At 70.2% G+C, this 17,408-nt stretch carries 13 protein-coding genes; 11 read left to right on the forward strand and 2 right to left on the reverse strand.

Features of this window, described 5'->3' with window-relative positions; all coding sequences use genetic code 11:
* Nucleotides 1-2 precede the first annotated feature (2 nt).
* From BLS95_RS46635 to BLS95_RS46685, 11 genes are all read left to right on the forward strand, one after another.
* Nucleotides 3-3,200, forward strand: a complete 3,198-nt coding sequence (locus BLS95_RS46635; protein WP_176993756.1) for an AfsR/SARP family transcriptional regulator — start codon at nt 3-5, stop codon at nt 3,198-3,200.
* Nucleotides 3,201-3,348: 148 nt separating this feature from the next.
* On the forward strand, nt 3,349-4,122 hold the full coding sequence (locus tag BLS95_RS46640) for a sensor histidine kinase (protein WP_090946050.1): 774 nt from the start codon (nt 3,349-3,351) through the stop codon (nt 4,120-4,122).
* A gap of 230 nt (nt 4,123-4,352) precedes the next feature.
* A complete protein-coding gene (locus tag BLS95_RS46645) occupies nt 4,353-5,273 on the forward strand; it encodes a PfkB family carbohydrate kinase (protein ID WP_090946051.1) in 921 nt (306 codons plus the stop codon).
* Nucleotides 5,270-6,307, forward strand: coding sequence for a BMP family ABC transporter substrate-binding protein (locus tag BLS95_RS46650; RefSeq protein ID WP_090946052.1), 1,038 nt, complete (start codon nt 5,270-5,272; stop codon nt 6,305-6,307). The genes BLS95_RS46645 and BLS95_RS46650 overlap by 4 nt, the downstream gene beginning before the upstream one ends.
* A gap of 22 nt (nt 6,308-6,329) precedes the next feature.
* Nucleotides 6,330-7,844: an ABC transporter ATP-binding protein gene (locus BLS95_RS46655; protein ID WP_090946053.1), complete on the forward strand. Its 1,515-nt coding sequence runs from the start codon at nt 6,330-6,332 to the stop codon at nt 7,842-7,844.
* Nucleotides 7,841-9,064, forward strand: coding sequence for an ABC transporter permease (locus tag BLS95_RS46660; RefSeq protein ID WP_090946054.1), 1,224 nt, complete (start codon nt 7,841-7,843; stop codon nt 9,062-9,064). Before BLS95_RS46655 ends, BLS95_RS46660 begins: the two co-directional genes overlap by 4 nt.
* A gap of 5 nt (nt 9,065-9,069) precedes the next feature.
* The gene (locus BLS95_RS46665; RefSeq protein WP_218136326.1) at nt 9,070-10,341 is read left to right on the forward strand and encodes an ABC transporter permease; all 1,272 of its coding nucleotides are present in this window, start codon (nt 9,070-9,072) and stop codon (nt 10,339-10,341) included.
* Between the two features lie 49 nt (nt 10,342-10,390).
* Nucleotides 10,391-11,317, forward strand: a complete 927-nt coding sequence (locus BLS95_RS46670; protein WP_090946056.1) for a nucleoside hydrolase — start codon at nt 10,391-10,393, stop codon at nt 11,315-11,317.
* Nucleotides 11,318-11,388: 71 nt separating this feature from the next.
* Nucleotides 11,389-12,351, forward strand: a complete 963-nt coding sequence (locus BLS95_RS46675) for a LacI family DNA-binding transcriptional regulator (RefSeq protein WP_090946057.1) — start codon at nt 11,389-11,391, stop codon at nt 12,349-12,351.
* 781 nt (nt 12,352-13,132) lie between these two features.
* Entirely contained in the window at nt 13,133-13,771 is a 639-nt protein-coding gene (locus tag BLS95_RS46680) for a flavin reductase family protein (protein ID WP_218136327.1), read from the forward strand.
* A 328-nt stretch (nt 13,772-14,099) separates the two neighbouring features.
* Entirely contained in the window at nt 14,100-15,293 is a 1,194-nt protein-coding gene (locus tag BLS95_RS46685) for a winged helix DNA-binding domain-containing protein (protein WP_090946059.1), read from the forward strand.
* A gap of 485 nt (nt 15,294-15,778) precedes the next feature.
* On the opposite strand, the gene BLS95_RS46690 is transcribed toward BLS95_RS46685, so the two are convergent.
* Together BLS95_RS46690 and BLS95_RS46695 are read right to left on the reverse strand one after the other, a co-directional pair.
* Nucleotides 15,779-16,480 carry a P-loop nucleotide/nucleoside kinase family protein gene (locus tag BLS95_RS46690; protein WP_245765704.1) on the reverse strand — a complete coding sequence of 234 codons (702 nt, stop codon included), beginning with the start codon at nt 16,478-16,480 and terminating at the stop codon, nt 15,779-15,781.
* A 380-nt stretch (nt 16,481-16,860) separates the two neighbouring features.
* Nucleotides 16,861-17,235 (reverse strand): tautomerase family protein, encoded by a 375-nt coding sequence (locus BLS95_RS46695; protein WP_090946060.1) that lies wholly within the window; start codon nt 17,233-17,235, stop codon nt 16,861-16,863.
* Nucleotides 17,236-17,408 lie beyond the last annotated feature (173 nt).

A 17,408-nucleotide genomic window follows, 5' to 3' on the forward strand; every position in this document is an offset into this window, starting at 1 on the left:
TGGTGCGGTTCGGAGTGCTGGGTCCACTGTCGGTGTGGGACAGCGACGGAAATCCGGTGCGGGTCCCAGAGTCCAAGGTCCGGGCGCTGCTGAGCGACCTGCTCGTGCACGAGGGCCGGCCGGTCACCGCGGACCGGCTCATCGACGACCTGTGGGGCGAGGAACCTCCGGGCAACCCCGCCAACACCCTCCAGGTCAAGGTCTCCCAGCTACGCCGCGCGCTCGGCCGTGATCGCGTGGTCCACGAGTCGGCCGGTTACCGGCTGCGCCTCGACCGGTCCGCCGACGAGGTGGACTCGCAGTGTTTCCAGTCCCTGGTGACGCAGGCCCGGTCCGTCGGCGACGCACGTACGCGGGCCGGGTTGCTCACCGAGGCGCTCGGACTGTGGCGGGGGCCCGCCTACGCCGACGTCGAGGACGAGGAGTTCGCACGAGCGGCGGCCCAACGCCTCACCGAACAACGCCTGGCGGTCCTGGAGGAGCAGGCCGAGGCCCGGCTGGAGCTGGGCGACCACATCCTGCTCATCGGGGAGCTCGCCGACCTCGTGGCCCGGTATCCGCTGCGCGAACGGCTGCGGGCCATCCAGCTCCGCGCCTTGTACCTGGCCGGCCGTCAGAGCGAGGCGCTGGCGTCGTACGCGGAGTTGCGGGAGCTCCTGACCGCCGATCTCGGCCTCGATCCGAGCCCTGAGCTGGCCGCGCTGCAGGGCGCGATCCTGCGTCAGGACGCGTCGCTCGCACCGCCTGACACCTCCGCGAGCCCATCGGGCCCGCCGCCCCCTGCCTGCCCGCAGTCGAACCTGCCGGCACCGCTCAGTACGCTGATCGGCCGCGAACAGTCCCTCGGCGAGGTCGGCGACCTGCTAGGCCGTGCCCGCCTCGTCACGCTCACGGGGCCCGGAGGAGTGGGCAAGACCCGGCTCGCGGTGGCGGCCGCGACGCGCTTCGCCCAGGAAGTCGACGAAGCGTGGCTCGTCGAGTTCGCCCCGCGGCACGGGGGTTTGACCGACCTCATGCAGGTGGTCGCCACCGTACTCGGGATCCGGGACGACGCGCCCTCCGGGACGCCCGGATGGGGTGGCCCGTCGGAGCTGATCGACCGGCTCACGGCCGCTCTGCGGGAACGCCGGATCCTGCTCGTCCTGGACAACTGCGAACATGTCGTCGCGGCGGCGGCCGAACTCGCCCGGCGACTGCTGTGTGCCGCGCCCGACCTCCGTGTCCTGGCAACCAGTCGCGAGCCGCTCGGCTTGACCGGTGAGATGGTCTTTCTCGTCGAACCGCTGCGACCGGCCGCCGCGGTACGCCTGTTCACCGAGCGGGCCACGGCCTCGGCCCCGGGGTTCTCCCTCGACGGGGCCACCCCCGAGACACGCGAGGCCGTGTCGGAGATCTGCCGCCGGCTCGACGGCATACCGCTCGCTCTTGAGCTGGCGGCGGCCAGGGTCCGCGGGCTGGGCGTACGAGAGCTGGCGGCCCGCCTGGAGCACCGGTTCCGGCTGCTCACGTCCGGACAGCGGGGCGCGCCGGCGCGCCAGCGGACCCTGTGGGCCATGATCGACTGGAGCTGGGAGCTGCTCAGCGTGCCGGAACGGATCATGCTGCGTCGCCTCGCCGTGCACAGCGACGGCTGCACCCTGGACGCCGCGGAAGCGGTGTGCTCCGGTGACGGTGTGTCCCGCGAGGAAGTCCTGGACCTGGTGGCGCGACTGGTGGACCGTTCCATGGTCGTCGTGGTCGACGGATCCGAGGGCCCCCGCTACCGGCTGCTTGAGTCCGTGGCCGCGTACGCGCTGGAGCGTCTGGCCGAGATGGCGGATCTCACCGCCACCCGGGACCGGCACATGCGCTACTACCTCGACCTCGCCGAACAGGCCGAACCCCATCTGCGTGACGGGGAGCAGCAGGCGTGGCTCGCCCGGCTGGACGCCGAGGCGGCCAATCTGCGCTCCGCGCTGGAGGCGGCGCTGCGCCGCGCGCGGGAGGGCGCGGGCGGTCGCGAAGCCGTGCGGCTGGCCACCGCCCTGTCCTGGTGGTGGCTGCTGCGTGGACGGTTGAACGAGGGGTGCCGCACCATGTCGGCGGTGCTCACCGTCACCGGCGAATCCGCCGAACTCCACCTGCTGCGGGACGCGTTCATCCTGTTGAACGGCACCCAGCCGGGAACGCCACCGCCTGCCGACCCGGCCATCGATGATCCGGTGCGGAGCGGGCGCGCTGTGTGGCTGTACGCGTACGGACTGTACAACGTCGGGGAACTGGCCGGCAGCAGGGCGACCAACGCTCGTGCGCTCGACCTCTTCACCGCCGCCGGCGACTCGTGGGGCATCGCGGCCGCGCTCGGGCTGGGGGCCATGCACGCGCTGGTCCAGGGAGATCTCACCGGTGTGGAGCGGAACAGCGTGAGAAGCGCGGAGATCTTCCGTCGGCTTGGAGATCAGTGGGGCGAGTTGCAGGCCACGTCCCCGCTGAGCGAGCTCGCCGAGATCAGGGGCGACTACGCGGAGGCGGAACAGCGCCGGTATGAGGGGCTGCGCATCGCGCAGGAACTGGGCCTGGCGGCCGACCTCGCCGCCCGCTACTCCGGTCTGGGGCGGCTGGCACTGCTCTCCCGTGACTGGGAGCGGGCTCATGAGCTGCACGAGCGGGCGCGGCGGCTGTCAAGCGAACAGGGCAACGTCTACGTGGAGAGTCTCGCGGTCATCGGGCTCGCGCTCGGGGCTCGCCGCTCAGGGGATCTTGACGCGGCGGAGGCGTACCTAATGCGCCTGTTCGACCACTATCCCTCCTCGGAAGTGGGTGACCACCTGCTCTGGGCGGAGCGCGGCTTCACCGCCGAGCTCCGTGGTGACGAGGCTCAGGCGACGGCCCACCATCTCCGCGGCCTGGAGCTCGCCTGTTCCATGGGAGAGCCGCGAGCGCTGGCCCTGTCGTTCGAAGGGCTGGCGGGCGCGGCGGCGCTGTCGCGGGACGCGGGCCGAGCAGCACGCGCGGCCGAGTTGCTCGGCGCGGCGGACGCGGCACGCCGCGGTGTGGGAGCCCCGCTGCCTCCCGCCGAACGCGGTGACGTGGACCGGATCACGGCGGCGGCGACCGCCGTCCTGGGCGAGGACGCCTTCGCGGAGTCCTACCGGCGGGGAGCCCGCCTGACCCGGCAGGAGGCCGTGAACCTGGCCCGGCTGACGGTCGGGCGTCAGTAAACCGTCAGCACCTTCCCGTACCGTCGTTCACGGCGGGATGCGCGGGCGCCCACACGCGCCGGATCATGGGGGAAGACCGCCGTAGTCCACCTGGTCGCGGAGCAGCCACCCCGAGGTGGCAGCCGGGCGGCCGGTGACGGGGAACGAGATGACCACTCAGATGGAACGCTACTCGACAAGCGTCGCCGATCGTTGCGCGCACTGTGACGTGCTCAGTGACTGTCCGATGGACCGGCGGGCCTGTGCCGTCGCGGCCGGCCAGGAGGCGCTCGCCCGACAGCTCCAGTTCGTCGCCGACGCCTCTCACGAGCTGCGGAGCCCGGTGACCGGCCTGCGCGTGGAGCTCGAAGAGGCGGTGATGCACCCCGAGGAGACCGACCTCCACGAGCTGCTCCAGCGGGCGTTGAAGAACGTCAACCGCCTGGAGGGCATCGTGGCGGACCTTCTCCATCTGGCCAGGCCGAGGGCCGGCGCGTCGGACCGCTGGGAGGACCTCGACCTGGCCGACCTGGTGCGGTACGAGGTCCTGCGCCGATCGGATCGCATCCCTGTGCGGCTCCGGCTGACCTCCGGCGTCACCGTTCACGCGGTGCCCGTTCAGCTCGTACGTGCTCTTACCGGCCTGCTGGACAACGCCCAGCGGCATGCTGACCGGTTGGTCGAGGTGCGCGTGCACCGCCGCGACGGCCGGGCCGAGTTGGTCGTCGCCGACGACGGTGAGGAAGCAGGCCAAGCGGACCGGGACTGGATCTTCGAGTGCTTCACCCGGCTGGACAGTGCGCGCTGTCGTGACAAGGAGGGAGCCGGCCTCGGTCTGGCGATCGCCCGCGAAATCGCCCAGGCCCACCACGGCTGCATGGGAGTCCGGCGGTCCGCGGTCGGCGGAGCGTGCTTCGTCCTGCGCCTGCCCCTGCTCGTGTAGGCCCGCTGCCGCGCGGCGAGCGTCGAGGCACCGGCATGGTCCTACGGATCGGCGGGGAGTGCATGCCGCGCGCCGGCCGGCCGACGCCCACTTCGCCTTCGCATGCCTCCGCTCCCCCGATCGGCCCTGATCAGGCCACGCACCACCCGCCCAACCGGACGGTTCGAGGGGCTTGCGCTCTGCCCGCCTAATCGATTAGAAACGTCGTCATCTAATCGATTGGATGCACCATGGCGTTCACCTTCGAACCAACTGTCGTCGTCGTCGGATCCGTGAACCTCGACACGACCGTCCACGTCGCCATGCTGCCCGTCCCGGGCGAGACGGTCTTCGCCGCGACGAACCACCAGCAACTCGGTGGCAAGGGAGCCAATCAGGCCGTCGCCGCGGCGGAGGCCGGGGCGACGGTCACCATCGTCTGCGCGCTGGGCGACGACCCCGCCGCTGAACAGGCCCTCGGCTGGCTACGGTCGCGGGCCGTCGAGGTCCGGCCGGTGCGCGACCAGACCCGTCCCACCGGTCAGGCCTGGATCATCGTCGACGACAAAGGCGAGAACGCCATCGTCGTCGACCGGGGCGCCAACGCGGCGCTCACGGCCGACCTGGCGATCGCCGCCGTCCTCGACAGGACGCGCGGCAGCGACAGGACCACCACCACGCTCGTCGCCCAAGGGGAGGTCGATCCCGCGGTCGTCCACGCCGTCGCCGCGTTCGCACGGGAGCACGGCCTGCGGTTCGTGCTGAACCTGGCGCCGGTCATCGAGGTCAGCGAGGCGACGCTCAGGACGGCCGCGCCGCTGATCGTCAACGAGGGCGAGGCGACCGCCCTCACCCGCCGCCATCTCGGCGAGGACTCGCGCCCCGCGGACCTCGCGAGGCGATGGGGCATCGACATCGTCATCACGCTCGGCGCCGAAGGCGCTGCGATCATCTCGCCCGACGGCGAGATCCGCCGGGTGCCGGCGCCTTTGGTCGACGTCGTCGTGGACACGTCGGGAGCGGGTGACGCCTTCGCGGGAACGGTCGCCGCCGCACTGAGCCGGGGCCTGTCCCTGTACGAAGCCGCGGAGCACGGCGTCGCCGCCGGGGCTCGTGCCGTGCGCCGATGGGGCGCATCGGGCATCGGAGATGAACAAGGAAGTAATCGATGAACATCAACAAGGTGCGGGTCAGCGTGCTGGCCCTGCTGATCGCGGCGATGAGCACGACACTGGCCGGCTGCGGCGCACCGCCCGAAAGCGGCGGTGCCGGCGGGGCTGCGTCGTCGCTCTGCATGGTCACGGACACGAACGGGATCGACGACGGCTCGTTCAACGAGCTGACCTACGCCGGGCTCACCCGGGCAGGCGGGACCAAGCCGACCGTGACGATCTCGCGTACCTCCGACGACTACGTCCCCAACGTGGAGAGCCTGATCAACGGCGACTGCAGGGTGATCGTCGGCGTCGGATTCAACCTGGTCGACGCCATCAGGTCCGCCGCCGAGGCGAACCCCGGGATCCGGTTCGCGATCGTCGACGACGGCTCGATCGACCTTCCGAACGTGACGACGATCACCTTCGACATCACTCCCGCGGCGTTCCTGGCCGGCTACATCGCGGCGAGCTACTCGACCACCGGCGTGGTCGGCACGTACGGCGGCACGCAGATCCCGCCCGTCACCGCGTTCATGGACGGCTTCGCCCGTGGCGTCGACTACTTCAACAGGCAGAACAAGGCCTCCGTGGCGGTGGTCGGATGGAACGTCTCCAAGCGGACGGGAACGTTCGTGGGCGGCTACGCGGCGGGCGTCGAGGCCAAGACGGTCGCCCAGAGCCTGCTGGACCAGCGTGCCGACGTGCTGATGCCGGTCGGCGGTCCGATCTACCAGTCCGCGGCGGAGGCGATCCGCGACCGGGGGACGTCCGCCGCGCTCATCGGCGTCGACACCGACGGGTACGAGTCGGATCCGAAGTACCGGAGCCTGTTCCTCACGTCGGTGCTGAAGCATGTCGACGTGGCGGTCGCCCAGGCGGCCGGCGCGACGGGGAAAGAGGCCCGAGCGGCCGGCTACGTCGGCACCCTGTCGAACAACGGCGTCGGGGTCGCGCCCTTCCACGACCTCGCGGACCGAGCCGGCACCGCCCTCGGCCCGGAGCTGGACAAGATCCGGGCCGGACTCATCGACGGCTCCATCAAGCCGTGACCCGGAAGGCAGGCCAGACCTCATGAAACTCGAGCTCCGCGGCATCACCAAGCGGTTCGGTAGCCTGACGGCGAACGACCACATCGATCTGGTGGTCAGGTCCGGCGAGATCCACTGCCTTCTCGGTGAGAACGGCGCGGGCAAGTCCACGCTCATGAACGTGCTCTACGGCCTGTACCAGGCCGACGAGGGCGAGATCCTCCTGGACGGCGTGGTCCAGCGGTTCTCCGGCCCGCGCGATGCGATGAACGCCGGGATCGGCATGGTGCACCAGCACTTCATGCTCATCCCCGTGTTCACGGTCGCCGAGAACGTGATGCTCGGCAACGAGCCCACGCGTGCCGGTGGCACGCTCGACCTCGACACCGCCCGGGCCCGCGTACGGGAGATCTCGGAGCGCTTCGGGTTCGACCTCGACCCCGACGCGCTCGTGGGGGATCTCTCGGTGGGCGTCCAGCAGCGGGTCGAGATCGTCAAGGCCCTCTCCCGTGACGCCCGGATCCTGGTCTTCGACGAGCCCACCGCCGTGCTCACGCCCCCGGAGACCGACGCACTGATGGCGATCATGCGCCGGCTCAAGGAGCGCGGCACCGCAATCGTGTTCATCACCCACAAGCTGCGTGAGGTGCGCGAGGTCGCCGACCGCATCACGGTGGTGCGTCTCGGCAAGGTGGTCGGCGAGGCGTCGCCCACGGCCGGCAACGCCGAGCTCGCCTCGATGATGGTCGGCCGCGCGGTCGAGCTGACCGTGCGGAAGGCGCCGGCCCAGCCCGGGGACACCGCGCTCGTGCTGCGCGACCTGTCCGTCATCGACGCGCACGGCCAGTACGTCGTGTCGCACGTCGACCTGGCCGTGCGGCGCGGGGAGATCCTCGCGATCGCCGGTGTGCAGGGCAACGGCCAGACCGAGCTGACGGAGGCGATCCTCGGGCTGCAGCCGCGGGTCGAGGGCTCGATCACGCTCGACGGGGTCGAGCTGGCCGGTCGCACGCCGCGGCAGGTCCTCGACGCGGGCGTCGGGTTCGTGCCGGAGGACCGCGCGCGGGACGGCTTCGTCGCCGAGTTCACGATCGCCGAGAACCTCATGCTCGACCGCTCGTACGGTGCTCCGTTCGTACGGGCGGGCGCGCTGCAGCTCGACACGATCGAGACGTTCGCCCGTGCCGCGATCACCGAGTTCGACATCCGCGCGCAAGGGACCGGCACCAACGTCGGCCGCCTGTCCGGCGGCAACCAGCAGAAGGTCGTGCTCGCCCGCGAGCTGAACCGCGAGCTGCGGCTGCTCGTCGCCGCCCAGCCCACCCGCGGCGTCGACGTCGGCTCGATCGAGTTCATCCACCAGCGGATCGTCCGGACCCGCGACGCGGGAGTGCCCGTGATCGTCGTGTCGACCGAGCTCGACGAGGTCGTCGCGCTCGCCGACCGCATCGCCGTGATGTACCGCGGCGAGATCGTCGGCGTCGTGCCCGGTGACAGCCCGCGCGACGTGCTCGGCCTCATGATGGCCGGTGCCGCACCCCAGGCGGTGGCGATATGACACAGGACACGCCCCGCTCCCATCGGATCCTCAGGGAGATCTCCGGCGGCAACGCCGTCGTCTCCGTCCTCGCGATCGGGCTCGCCCTGCTGGTCGGCAGCGTCCTCATCGTGCTCACCGATCCCGAGGTGCAGGCGGCGTCCGGCTACCTGTTCGCGCGTCCCGCCGATGCCGTCCTCGCGGCCGGCGACGCCATCGGTGGCGCGTGCTCGGCACTGTTCCAGGGCGCCGTCTTCAACGGGACGCGCGTGGGCTGGGCGAACCAGATCAAGCCGCTCACCGAGACGCTCACGCTCGCGACCCCGCTCATCGCGGCCGGTCTCGGCGTCTCCGTCGCGTTCCGGAGTGGCCTGTTCAACATCGGGGGCCGAGGGCAGATGCTCGTCGCGGCCGCCGCCGCCGGCTGGATCAGCTGGTCGTTTCCAATGCCGTACCCCCTGCACATGCTCGTCTGCGTGCTCGGCGCGGTCGCCTGCGGCGCGCTCTGGGGCGGCGTCGCGGGTGTGCTCAAAGCCAGGACCGGCGCGCACGAGGTGATCGTCACGATCATGCTCAACTACGTCGCCTTCTACCTGGTGTCGTTCCTGTTGCGCACCCCGGGGGCGCTGCAGGCGCCCGGTTCGAACGGCCCGAAGTCGCCGGCGGCGCTCGACACGGCGGTGATGCCGACGCTGTCGGATCTGCTCGGCATCGGCTCCTTCCGCCTGCACGCCGGGTTTGTGCTCGTGGTCGCGGCCACGAGCCTCGTCTGGTGGGTGCTGAACCGTTCCGGCCTGGGCTTCCGGTTCCGGGCGGTCGGCGAGAACCCGGACGCGGCGCGGGTGGCCGGCATCGAGGTGCGGCGCGTGTACCTGGTCGCGATGATGATGTCCGGCGGCCTCGCCGGCCTCGCCGGAGCCTCGCAGGTGCTCGGCACGACGACCACGGGGTTCGGCTCGGGCATCGACGCGGGCATCGGCTTCGACGCCATCACGGTCGCGTTGCTCGGGCGCTCGCGCCCGTGGGGCGTCTTCGCCGGCGGCCTGCTGTTCGGCGCGCTCAAGACGGGCGGGTACGCGATGCAGGCGGCCCAGACGGTCCCGATCGACCTCATCCTCGTCGTGCAGGCCGTGATCGTGCTGCTGATCGCGGCGCCGCCCCTCGTACGCGCCGTGTTCCGGCTGCCCGCCCCGGCCGCCGGCGCCCGGCTCCCCCGCACCCCGAAGGCGGTGACCAGGTGAGCAGCGTGAGCGGCACCGCGACCGTCAGTGCCAGGACGGCCGTGAGCCGCTCCTGGAAGGCGCCGATCGCGCTCTACGCGTTCGCCGTCATCGCGCTCGTCCTCGGCTTCGCGGTCGCCCGTACCGGAACGAGCACCTTCGGCCTCACGACGCCCGGTGACCTCGTCGCGCTCGCTCCGCTGGCGGTCCCCACGGGCGGCACCGTCGCCGCGCTCGCCCTCGTGCTCGCCGGGCTCGCGGTCGCGGCCCACGCGCTCGTGCTGTTCGGTGCCGGACGGCGGGTGCCGCGCCGGCTCGTCGCGGTGTTCGCGATCGTGTTCCTCGTCGCGTTCCTGACCTGGGCGTCGGCGGGACGGACCATCCCCGTCACCGGACTGCTGATCGGCGGCCTCGCGCTCGGCACCCCGCTGGTCTTCGGCGCCCTCGGGGGCGTCATCGGCGAGCGCGCGGGCGTCGTGAACGTGGCGCTCGAGGGCCAACTGCTGCTCGGCGCGTTCTCGGCCGCCGTCGTCGGGTCGGTCACCGGTCAGCCCGTCCTCGGGCTCGTCGCGGCGATGGCCGGGGGCGTACTCGTCGCTCTCATACTCGCCACTTTCGCGATCCGCTATGTCGTCGACCAGGTCATCGTCGGCATCGTGCTGAACGTGCTCGTGACCGGCCTGACGGGCTTCCTGTACGTGAAGGTGCTGAAGTCCGACGCCGACCTGTTCAACGCGCCGGACCGGTTCCCGGTGCTGCCGGTTCCCGGGTTGTCGGCGATCCCGATCGTCGGGCCGGTGCTCTTCCGGCAGACGATCATCGTGTATCTCATGTACGTCGCGGCGTTCGCGGTGTGGTTCGGCCTGTTCAGGACCCGCTGGGGTCTGCGGGTCCGCGCGGTCGGCGAGCACCCGACCGCGGCCGACACGGTCGGCATCGACGTCAACCGCACCCGGTTCTGGAACGTCGCCCTGGCCGGCGCGATCGCCGGTGTCGGCGGTGCCTACTTCACACTCGACTCCGTCGGCGCGTTCACCAAGGAGATGACGAACGGCATGGGCTTCATCGCCCTCGCGGCCGTCATCTTCGGCCGATGGCATCCGATCAGGGCCACCTTCGCGGCGCTGCTGTTCGGATTCGCCACGAACCTCCAGAGCATGCTGGGCATCATCGGCTCCCCCGTGCCGAGCGAGTTCATGCTCATGCTGCCCTACGTCATCACGGTGTTCGCGGTCGCCGGCCTGGTCGGGCGGTCCCGCGCGCCGGCGGCGGGCGGAAAGCCGTACCTCAAGTCCTGAGAGTCCTCCACCAAGTCCTGAACGCACAGAAACAAGGAGAAGATCACCCGTGCCCCAGAGTCTCGTCATCGACACCGACACCGCGTCCGATGACGCCGTCGCCCTGTTGATGGCCGCGCGCGATCCACGGTCGGAGATCCGCGCCGTCACGGTCGTCGCCGGGAACGTGCCCATCGAGCAGGGCGTCCGTAACGCGAAGGTCACCCTCGAACTGGCGGGGGCCGGCGACGTGCCGGTGTGGGCGGGATGCCCCGCTCCGCTCGTCCGCGAGCTTGGGACCGCGCAGAACGTGCACGGCTCCGATGGAATGAGCGGAACGTCGCTGCCCGAACCTCGGATGGCGACGCGGGACGGCCACGCCGTGCTCGCGCTTCTCGACATCGCCCGCGACGAGCCCGGGCGGCATACGCTCGTGACGCTGGGACCCCTGACGAACATCGCGGCCGCCATCACGATCGACCCCGAGTTCCTCACGAGGTTCCGACACACCTACATGATGCTGGGCACCAGCGACGGCAACGGCAATGTCTCCGCGATCGCCGAGTACAACGCCTGGGCCGACCCCGAGGCGGCGCAGATCGTGCTCCAGGCGCCGGGCGACAAGACCATGGTCGGCTGGGACATCTCGCGCAAGTACGCGGTGATCGATCCGGACGAGGATCGCCGCCTGCGCGACCTCGGGAGGCTCGGGCAGTTCGTCGCCGACATCAACCGCGACGTGCACGTGTTCGCGGTCGAGGAGACCGGGCTGGCCGGCTACGACCTCCCCGACCCCATCGCCATGGCGATCGCCATCGATCCCGGCATGATCGTCAACGCCGAGGATCTCCACCTGCAGGTGGCGACCGACCCGACGACCCGTGGGCACACCTACGCCGACCGTCGCACCCCACCGCGCCCGGTGAACACCCGCGTCGTGACGAGTGTCGACGGCCAGATCTTCCTCGACACGCTGCGGGCCGCCGTGACCCTCTGACGCTGTAGGGGCGGCGCCGGCCGAGGCTCTCCGACCGGCGCCTGGCCCACGCGGCAGTAGAGTGGGTATTCATGGTCACGTACGCGGATATCGCTAAGCGCGCGGGCACGTCGACCGCCGTAGTGAGCTACGTGCTGAACGACGGGCCGCGCAACGTCGCGCCCGCGACCAAGGAGCGCGTGCTCACCGCGGCCGCGGATCTCGGATATCGGCAGAACCGGATCGCGCGAGCCCTGCGTTCCGGCCGTACGGGCCTCGTCGGGGTGCTGACACCCGACCCGACCATTCCCTACTTCGGCGAGCTCACCCGAGCGATCGTCCAGGCCGTCGGCGACGCCGACCGGTTCGCGCTCGTGAGCCACGCCGCGGTGTCGGGACGATCCGAGCGCCAGGCCATCGAGGCGTTGCTCTCGGCCCAGGTCGACGGGCTGCTGATCACAGCGTTCTGGCCAGACCAGGAGTTTTCGGTCGAAATCGACGTCCCGGTCGTCTACGTCCACCACAAACCCGCCGGTGTCGAGGGCCTGCTTGTCGAGAGCGACAACACGCACAGCGTCCATGAGGCGGTGGGGCACCTCCAAGGCCATGGCTACGGTGCGCCGGCGTTCTGGGGAGGCCCCGACGACGTCGGCCCCACCGGCGAGCGCATCCGCGCATGGGCCGCGCTCGTCGGCGACGACGGGTCGCTCCTCCGGTCCGGCTACAGCAGCGAGGAATCGGCCGCCGAGTTCCGGCGACAGCACCGGCTCGGGACACTGGCGAGGTCGCTGGTGGTCGCTTCCGACGTCCAGGCACTCGGGATCCTGTCCGCGGCCTACCAGCTGGGGGTGCGCATCCCGGACGACCTCGCCGTCATCAGCCTCGACGGATCCGCCGAGACGGCGTTCACCTCTCCCCCGTTGACGGTCGTGCGGCAGCCGGTGGAGGCGATGGCCGCCCGGGCGGTCGGCCTGCTGACCGGGCACCCCGACGACCGCGAATCCCTCGCGACCTTGACCATCCGTGCGAGCTGCGGTTGTGACTACAGGGCCTGAGCGACCCACGACCGAATGAGCACGGTCAGCGCGGCGGGCCGATCTCCCAGGTCACCGTCCCGCCACACGCCAGCGAGATAGGGCAAGGTGGCGGCATACGGACCGGATGTCTTCCTCGTGTGACGAACGGGAGACCAGCGATGACAGGCTGGGTCCTCGCGTTTGACGCCGGCTGCCGATCCTGCACCGACGTGGTAGATCGACGCCGACATCGTGTGCCACCCTGCTCGCCGCAAGATCTGCTGGCCACCGGCTGCGGGTCCTTTTGGCTCGGCCCTTGCAACAGCATCTGCTTTTGAATGAATCAATGGCCTCACATGCGGCGTGAGCCTCATTGCGATGGCGACGAGGGGGCCAACCTGCGCGCCCTGCACCGGCGCCGACCCGAGCGGTGACGACGTCTATTAGATGGAGCTGACCCCGCCCGCCGCCGCTCCCGCAACCCGCGAAAGGGTGGGCTGCCGCGGGAACGGACGCCAGCGGGGCTTCCCAACACGATCCGTCAGGAGATCCTCGGGTACACCGAGCCCGTCTTCGGCGAGATCATGGCCGACCCTGCTTCGCTGGCCACGAAGGAGCACCTAGACCAGCTTGAGCAACACATGAAAGGCCTGATCGAAACGCGATTCGGGCAGGTCGAGCCAAGCTCGACCAACTCCTGGCGGCTCTGCCCGAACCACCCTCAAGCTGACCTGCCCCAGGCTGGCCGACTCTTCTCAACGCCCACTTCATGGGACGTTTCGTCCGCCGTTTGAACGTCCCGTTCTTAGGCTCCCTGTTCATGAACCACATGACGATCGAGCCCAGCATCCTGTACTTCGGCACCCCGGTCGTGCTGCTCTCGACCGAGAACGTGGACGGCACCTTCAACCTCGCGCCCATGTCGTCGGCCTGGGCGCTGGGCAACGTGATCGTCCTGGGACTGGGGGCCGAGGGACACACGGCGCGCAACCTCGCCGAGCGGCCCGAGCTGGTGATCAACCTGCCCGCTCCGCACCTGTGGGAGGCGGTGGAGCGGCTGGCGCCCCTGACCGGCCGCGACCCCGTGCCCGCGAGCAAGGCCGATCGCAGCCGTTTCGAGCCCGACAAGTTCGGTGCCGCCGGGCTGCGGGCGCAGCCCTCCGACGGGGTGCGGCCGCCGCGCGTGGCCGAGTGCCCCCTGCAGTTCGAGGCCATGGCCGTGCGGGTGGGCCTGGACGTGTCCGGCTCGTTCGTCATCGCCGAGGCGGTCGTCTCCAAAGTGCACGCCGACCCGCGCATCGTCGTACCGGGGACCCAGCACGTGGATCCGGCCGCGTGGAGCCCGCTCGTCTACAACTTCCGCCACTACTTCGGCCTCGGCGACCAGCTCGGCCACTCCTACCGCAGCCAGACGCCGAGCGGCGTTCCCGAGACGGTCAGCGCAGCCGCCGGATCGTGAGCACGTTGTCCGTGTGTGTGCCCGCGCTCCCGTCGGGCACGCTCTGGGCGCTCTCGAACTCCTCGCAGCGCCGCTCACTCCCCCTGCGCCAGCTCCAGGGAGTCGAACACCTCCCCCAGCGAACGGGAAGCTCACGCCGGGCACCGGGTCGTGCTCCCAGGACAGCCGGCCCGCGTGCCCCGCGACGACCAGCCCCCCCAAAGTGCTCTAACCGCCGTCCTGATTAGGTATAGCTCCCACGGACGCGCTCATCGCCAGGGGCGTCACTCGCACCAACCTGGGCCAGCGTGCGCCTCGATCTGTCGGCCCTCTGCGCCAGGATGGCCCCATGCGCTTGGTAACCGATGAGGAGCGGCGCGCCCGGTTAGGCGTACGGCACGCTCTCCCACCCACGGCCAAGGCGGCCTCTCCCGAGGAGGCCGCGCGTGCGGTGGTGTGTCTACACGCCACCGACCCGCCGAGCGTGCACCTGTCCTGCTGGGCACGGGTCGACGCGCTCGACATCGACGACGTCGAACGGGCGCTCTACGACACACGTTCCCTCATTCGACAGCAGTCGATGCGCGAGACTCTGTTCGTGTTCCCCCGCGATCTTGTGCCGGCGGTGTGGGGAAGCGCCTCGGCCCGGGTGGCCGCGGCCCATCGCAAACGACTGGTCAGGGACCTCCAACGCTGGGGACCGGCCGCTGAGGGGCAGGGAGCCGCATGGCTCGCGACTGCGGAGGAGGCGGTGCTGGCGCACCTGGCCGACGGCGTGCCGCGGTCGTCGAAGCGGGTACGCGAGGAAGTGCCCGAGGCCGCCGGTGTCATCGAGCAGGCTCCGGACAAGTCCTGGGGAGGACGGATCGCGATCGCTCCGCGAGTGCTCACCCAGCTGAGCCTGGACGGCGCGGTGGCGCGCGCGGCCAACGCTGGAGCCTGGTACACGAGTCGCCCGACATGGACGACGACACAGGCGTGGTGGGGGGCCGAGGTGCCCGAGGCGCTTGCGACGCGGCAGGGCTATGCCGAGTTGGTGTCCCGGTGGCTGTGGTCCTACGGTCCCGGCACCGTCGACGACCTCGCTTGGTGGTTCGGCGGCACCAAGTCCGCAGTCCGCACCGCGCTGGACGACATCGGCGCGCAGCGGGTGTCCCTGGAGGACGGCTCGGTCGGGTGGCTGCGGGAGGACGATCTCGCTCCGGTCCTCGCCGCCGAGCCGTGGGTCGCGCTCCTGCCGTTGCTCGATCCGACCGTGATGGGCTGGAAGGCACGCGCCTTCTACCTCGGTGCGCACGCACCACAGTTGTTCGACAGTGCGGGCAACGCCGGGACCACCGCCTGGGTCGACGGACGCGTCGTCGGTGCATGGGTGCAGGATCCCGGCGGTGTGGTCGAGCTGCGCCTGCTTGATGACGATGTCTCCCCGCAGGCCCGCGAGGCGTTGGCGGCCGAAGCGCGGCGTCTCAGCGCGTGGCTCGACGGCCAACGGGTGTTCACCGTCTACCCCTCACCGGCCATGCAGCCCGGCGCCGGGCGTTGACGCAGAGGGGCCGCGGGTGGGCCGGGGCATGGGGCGGTGCGTGTTCGGGGTGGGAACCGAATACGCCAGAAAGGGGCAGCGGTCGGGCATAACCGCTGGTCGGGGCTAGGTTTGTATCCGCGATCGTGAACACGGTCAAGGCGTTCTCGTCCAGGTGGTTGATGCCGGTGCGGCCGGCTGGTCCTGCCAGGACTAAAAGTGGTTGATCACGCGGATGGGCCGACCGTCTTCTTCGCGCGTGATGATGATGGCAAGCGTCTGCCCTGGGTTTGCACCGCGCAGCAGGAGCAGACGGACATGACGAGGTCGTCTTCGGAAGCGCACCCCGTCGCCCTACAAAGGCCGGCGAACACACCAGCGCCGAGTTGTTTGGCGTGGCCGCTTGACGGTCTACCGCGCGATCGAGCGTGCTGCGGCCGCGACGCCGGGACCGGCACGCTGACTCCGCCGAGGGCGGACGTACGTGCCGGTGCCCGACGGATCCGTCACTCGGCCGCCGGCCGATGTCGCCTCCACGCCTCTGAGGTATTGCCGTGTGCGAGCGAGGGCCATCGGTCCGCGGCCCACTCCGGCCAGCCCAGCCACCCCGGTGGCGGACCGGGGATGTCCCCGCCGCCGAGTTCGGCGGCATCTGGTGCTTGGAACTGCTTGCGCCATTTGTCGATGTCCGCCTCGCTCATCGGAAATGTCGCGTGCGGTGCGGTTGCCTGGCGGTGTGCGATCCGGGCGCGTTGGACGTCCTTGTCGATGGGCAGGTAGATGACTTGGCAGGCCGCCCCGGCCGATGTTGCCAGCCAGCGCAGTGCCGACCGTTCGTCGCGGCTCCAGAGCCCGAAGTCGAGCACAACGTTGGTGCCCAGTTGCAGCGCTTGCAGGGCTAGTGCGATGAGCCGTCCTTCCAGGAGGTCGCGCTTGCCGTCGGGCTGCGACCCGTCGAACAGGGAGATCATCCACTCGTCCGGGGTCAGCCGCAGCGCGCGGTGCGCCGCGGCAAGTTCTTTGGCCCGGGTGGTCTTTCCGGCGCCGGGGAGCCCGACCATCAGGAAAAGCTTGGCGGGTTCGGGCTGCACGTCATGGTTCGGCTTCGCTTTCGCGGTGGCTGCGGCCGGCTTGTCGGCGACAGCGAGGAATGCCTCGGACGTGCGAGGGAAAGGATCTTGGTACGTTGGATGGAACTGCTGCGACATGGATTTGCTCCCCGGATCACGCGGGACGATCCGGCAGCACAGCGAGACACGCGATTGGGGCTGCCGGCGGGACACTGATCCGGCGGTACGCCCTGGCACTGACCCCAGCGGGGCAGGCAATGAGGCCGCGGTTTATGGCAACCGCGATACCGCCGCTAAGCGGCGGTGCGAATGTTCATAGCGGCGACGCAATCCATGCCGCCATGATAACCGACAGCACCAGCAGGGTCGTCGACCGCGGCCCGCGATCAGTGACCGTTCGGTCCGGGCCTGGCGACATGGCCCCAGCAACACCACTCCGCCGAAAGCCGACGACTTGCGCCATAGTGGTCATGGCGTCGATCTACGAGGGGCCGGGCAGCACGCCCCCGCCCTCTACGCTAGACCTCCACTTTGTACGACAGTGCGAGCTCATCAGCGGGAACACCGCGAATACCCCAGTTTGTCCTGGGCATCTCGATGATCGTGACCTCCAGGTCCTCGGAATCGTGCGGCCACTTGCCGTAGAGTTCCCGGATCAGCGTCCGTTTGGCGTCATCGGTGCGCCCGGTGAAGCAGACCACCTCTACGATCAGGTAGCGCTCACTCCGCTGCGGGCATATGAAGTCGTCGGCGTCCAGCAGCAGGAACCGGTGGAACCGCTTGTCCTCGGGCAACGCCCACGTGCTCACCAGGCACGACTGCACCAGGTCCGAGATCTCCCGCTGCCGCCCGGTCCACACGTCCCTGCGGCCATACATCTTCACCTGCGCCATATCGAGCCACTCTAGAGCGTGATCCGCATCCTCCTCGCCGACGAGAACGAGGTACGGCTGGAGTCATCCGGCTCCCACCCGATCACCGTATGCCCAGACGGTCATCAGCCATCCTCCTGGCGATGTCCAGAAACATCTGCAGCCCTGGTGCGTCGATCGGGCAGACGGTCCCT

Origin of the sequence: Nonomuraea jiangxiensis (assembly GCF_900099965.1) — a bacterium.
In the GTDB taxonomy this organism is placed as follows: Bacteria; Actinomycetota; Actinomycetes; order Streptosporangiales; family Streptosporangiaceae; genus Nonomuraea; species Nonomuraea jiangxiensis.

Bases quoted from the DNA above. Each gene is read 5' to 3' on its own strand.
- BLS95_RS46645 (WP_090946051.1), top strand. From the start codon at position 4,353: ATGGCGTTCACCTTCGAACCAACTGTCGTCGTCGTCGGATCCGTGAAC.
- BLS95_RS46655 (WP_090946053.1), top strand. From the start codon at position 6,330: ATGAAACTCGAGCTCCGCGGCATCACCAAGCGGTTCGGTAGCCTGACG.
- BLS95_RS46660 (WP_090946054.1), top strand. From the start codon at position 7,841: ATGACACAGGACACGCCCCGCTCCCATCGGATCCTCAGGGAGATCTCC.
- BLS95_RS46650 (WP_090946052.1), top strand. From the start codon at position 5,270: ATGAACATCAACAAGGTGCGGGTCAGCGTGCTGGCCCTGCTGATCGCG.
- BLS95_RS46690 (WP_245765704.1), bottom strand. From the start codon at position 16,480: ATGTCGCAGCAGTTCCATCCAACGTACCAAGATCCTTTCCCTCGCACG.
- BLS95_RS46640 (WP_090946050.1), top strand. From the start codon at position 3,349: ATGACCACTCAGATGGAACGCTACTCGACAAGCGTCGCCGATCGTTGC.
- BLS95_RS46680 (WP_218136327.1), top strand. From the start codon at position 13,133: ATGAACCACATGACGATCGAGCCCAGCATCCTGTACTTCGGCACCCCG.
- BLS95_RS46675 (WP_090946057.1), top strand. From the start codon at position 11,389: ATGGTCACGTACGCGGATATCGCTAAGCGCGCGGGCACGTCGACCGCC.
- BLS95_RS46685 (WP_090946059.1), top strand. From the start codon at position 14,100: ATGCGCTTGGTAACCGATGAGGAGCGGCGCGCCCGGTTAGGCGTACGG.
- BLS95_RS46695 (WP_090946060.1), bottom strand. From the start codon at position 17,235: ATGGCGCAGGTGAAGATGTATGGCCGCAGGGACGTGTGGACCGGGCGG.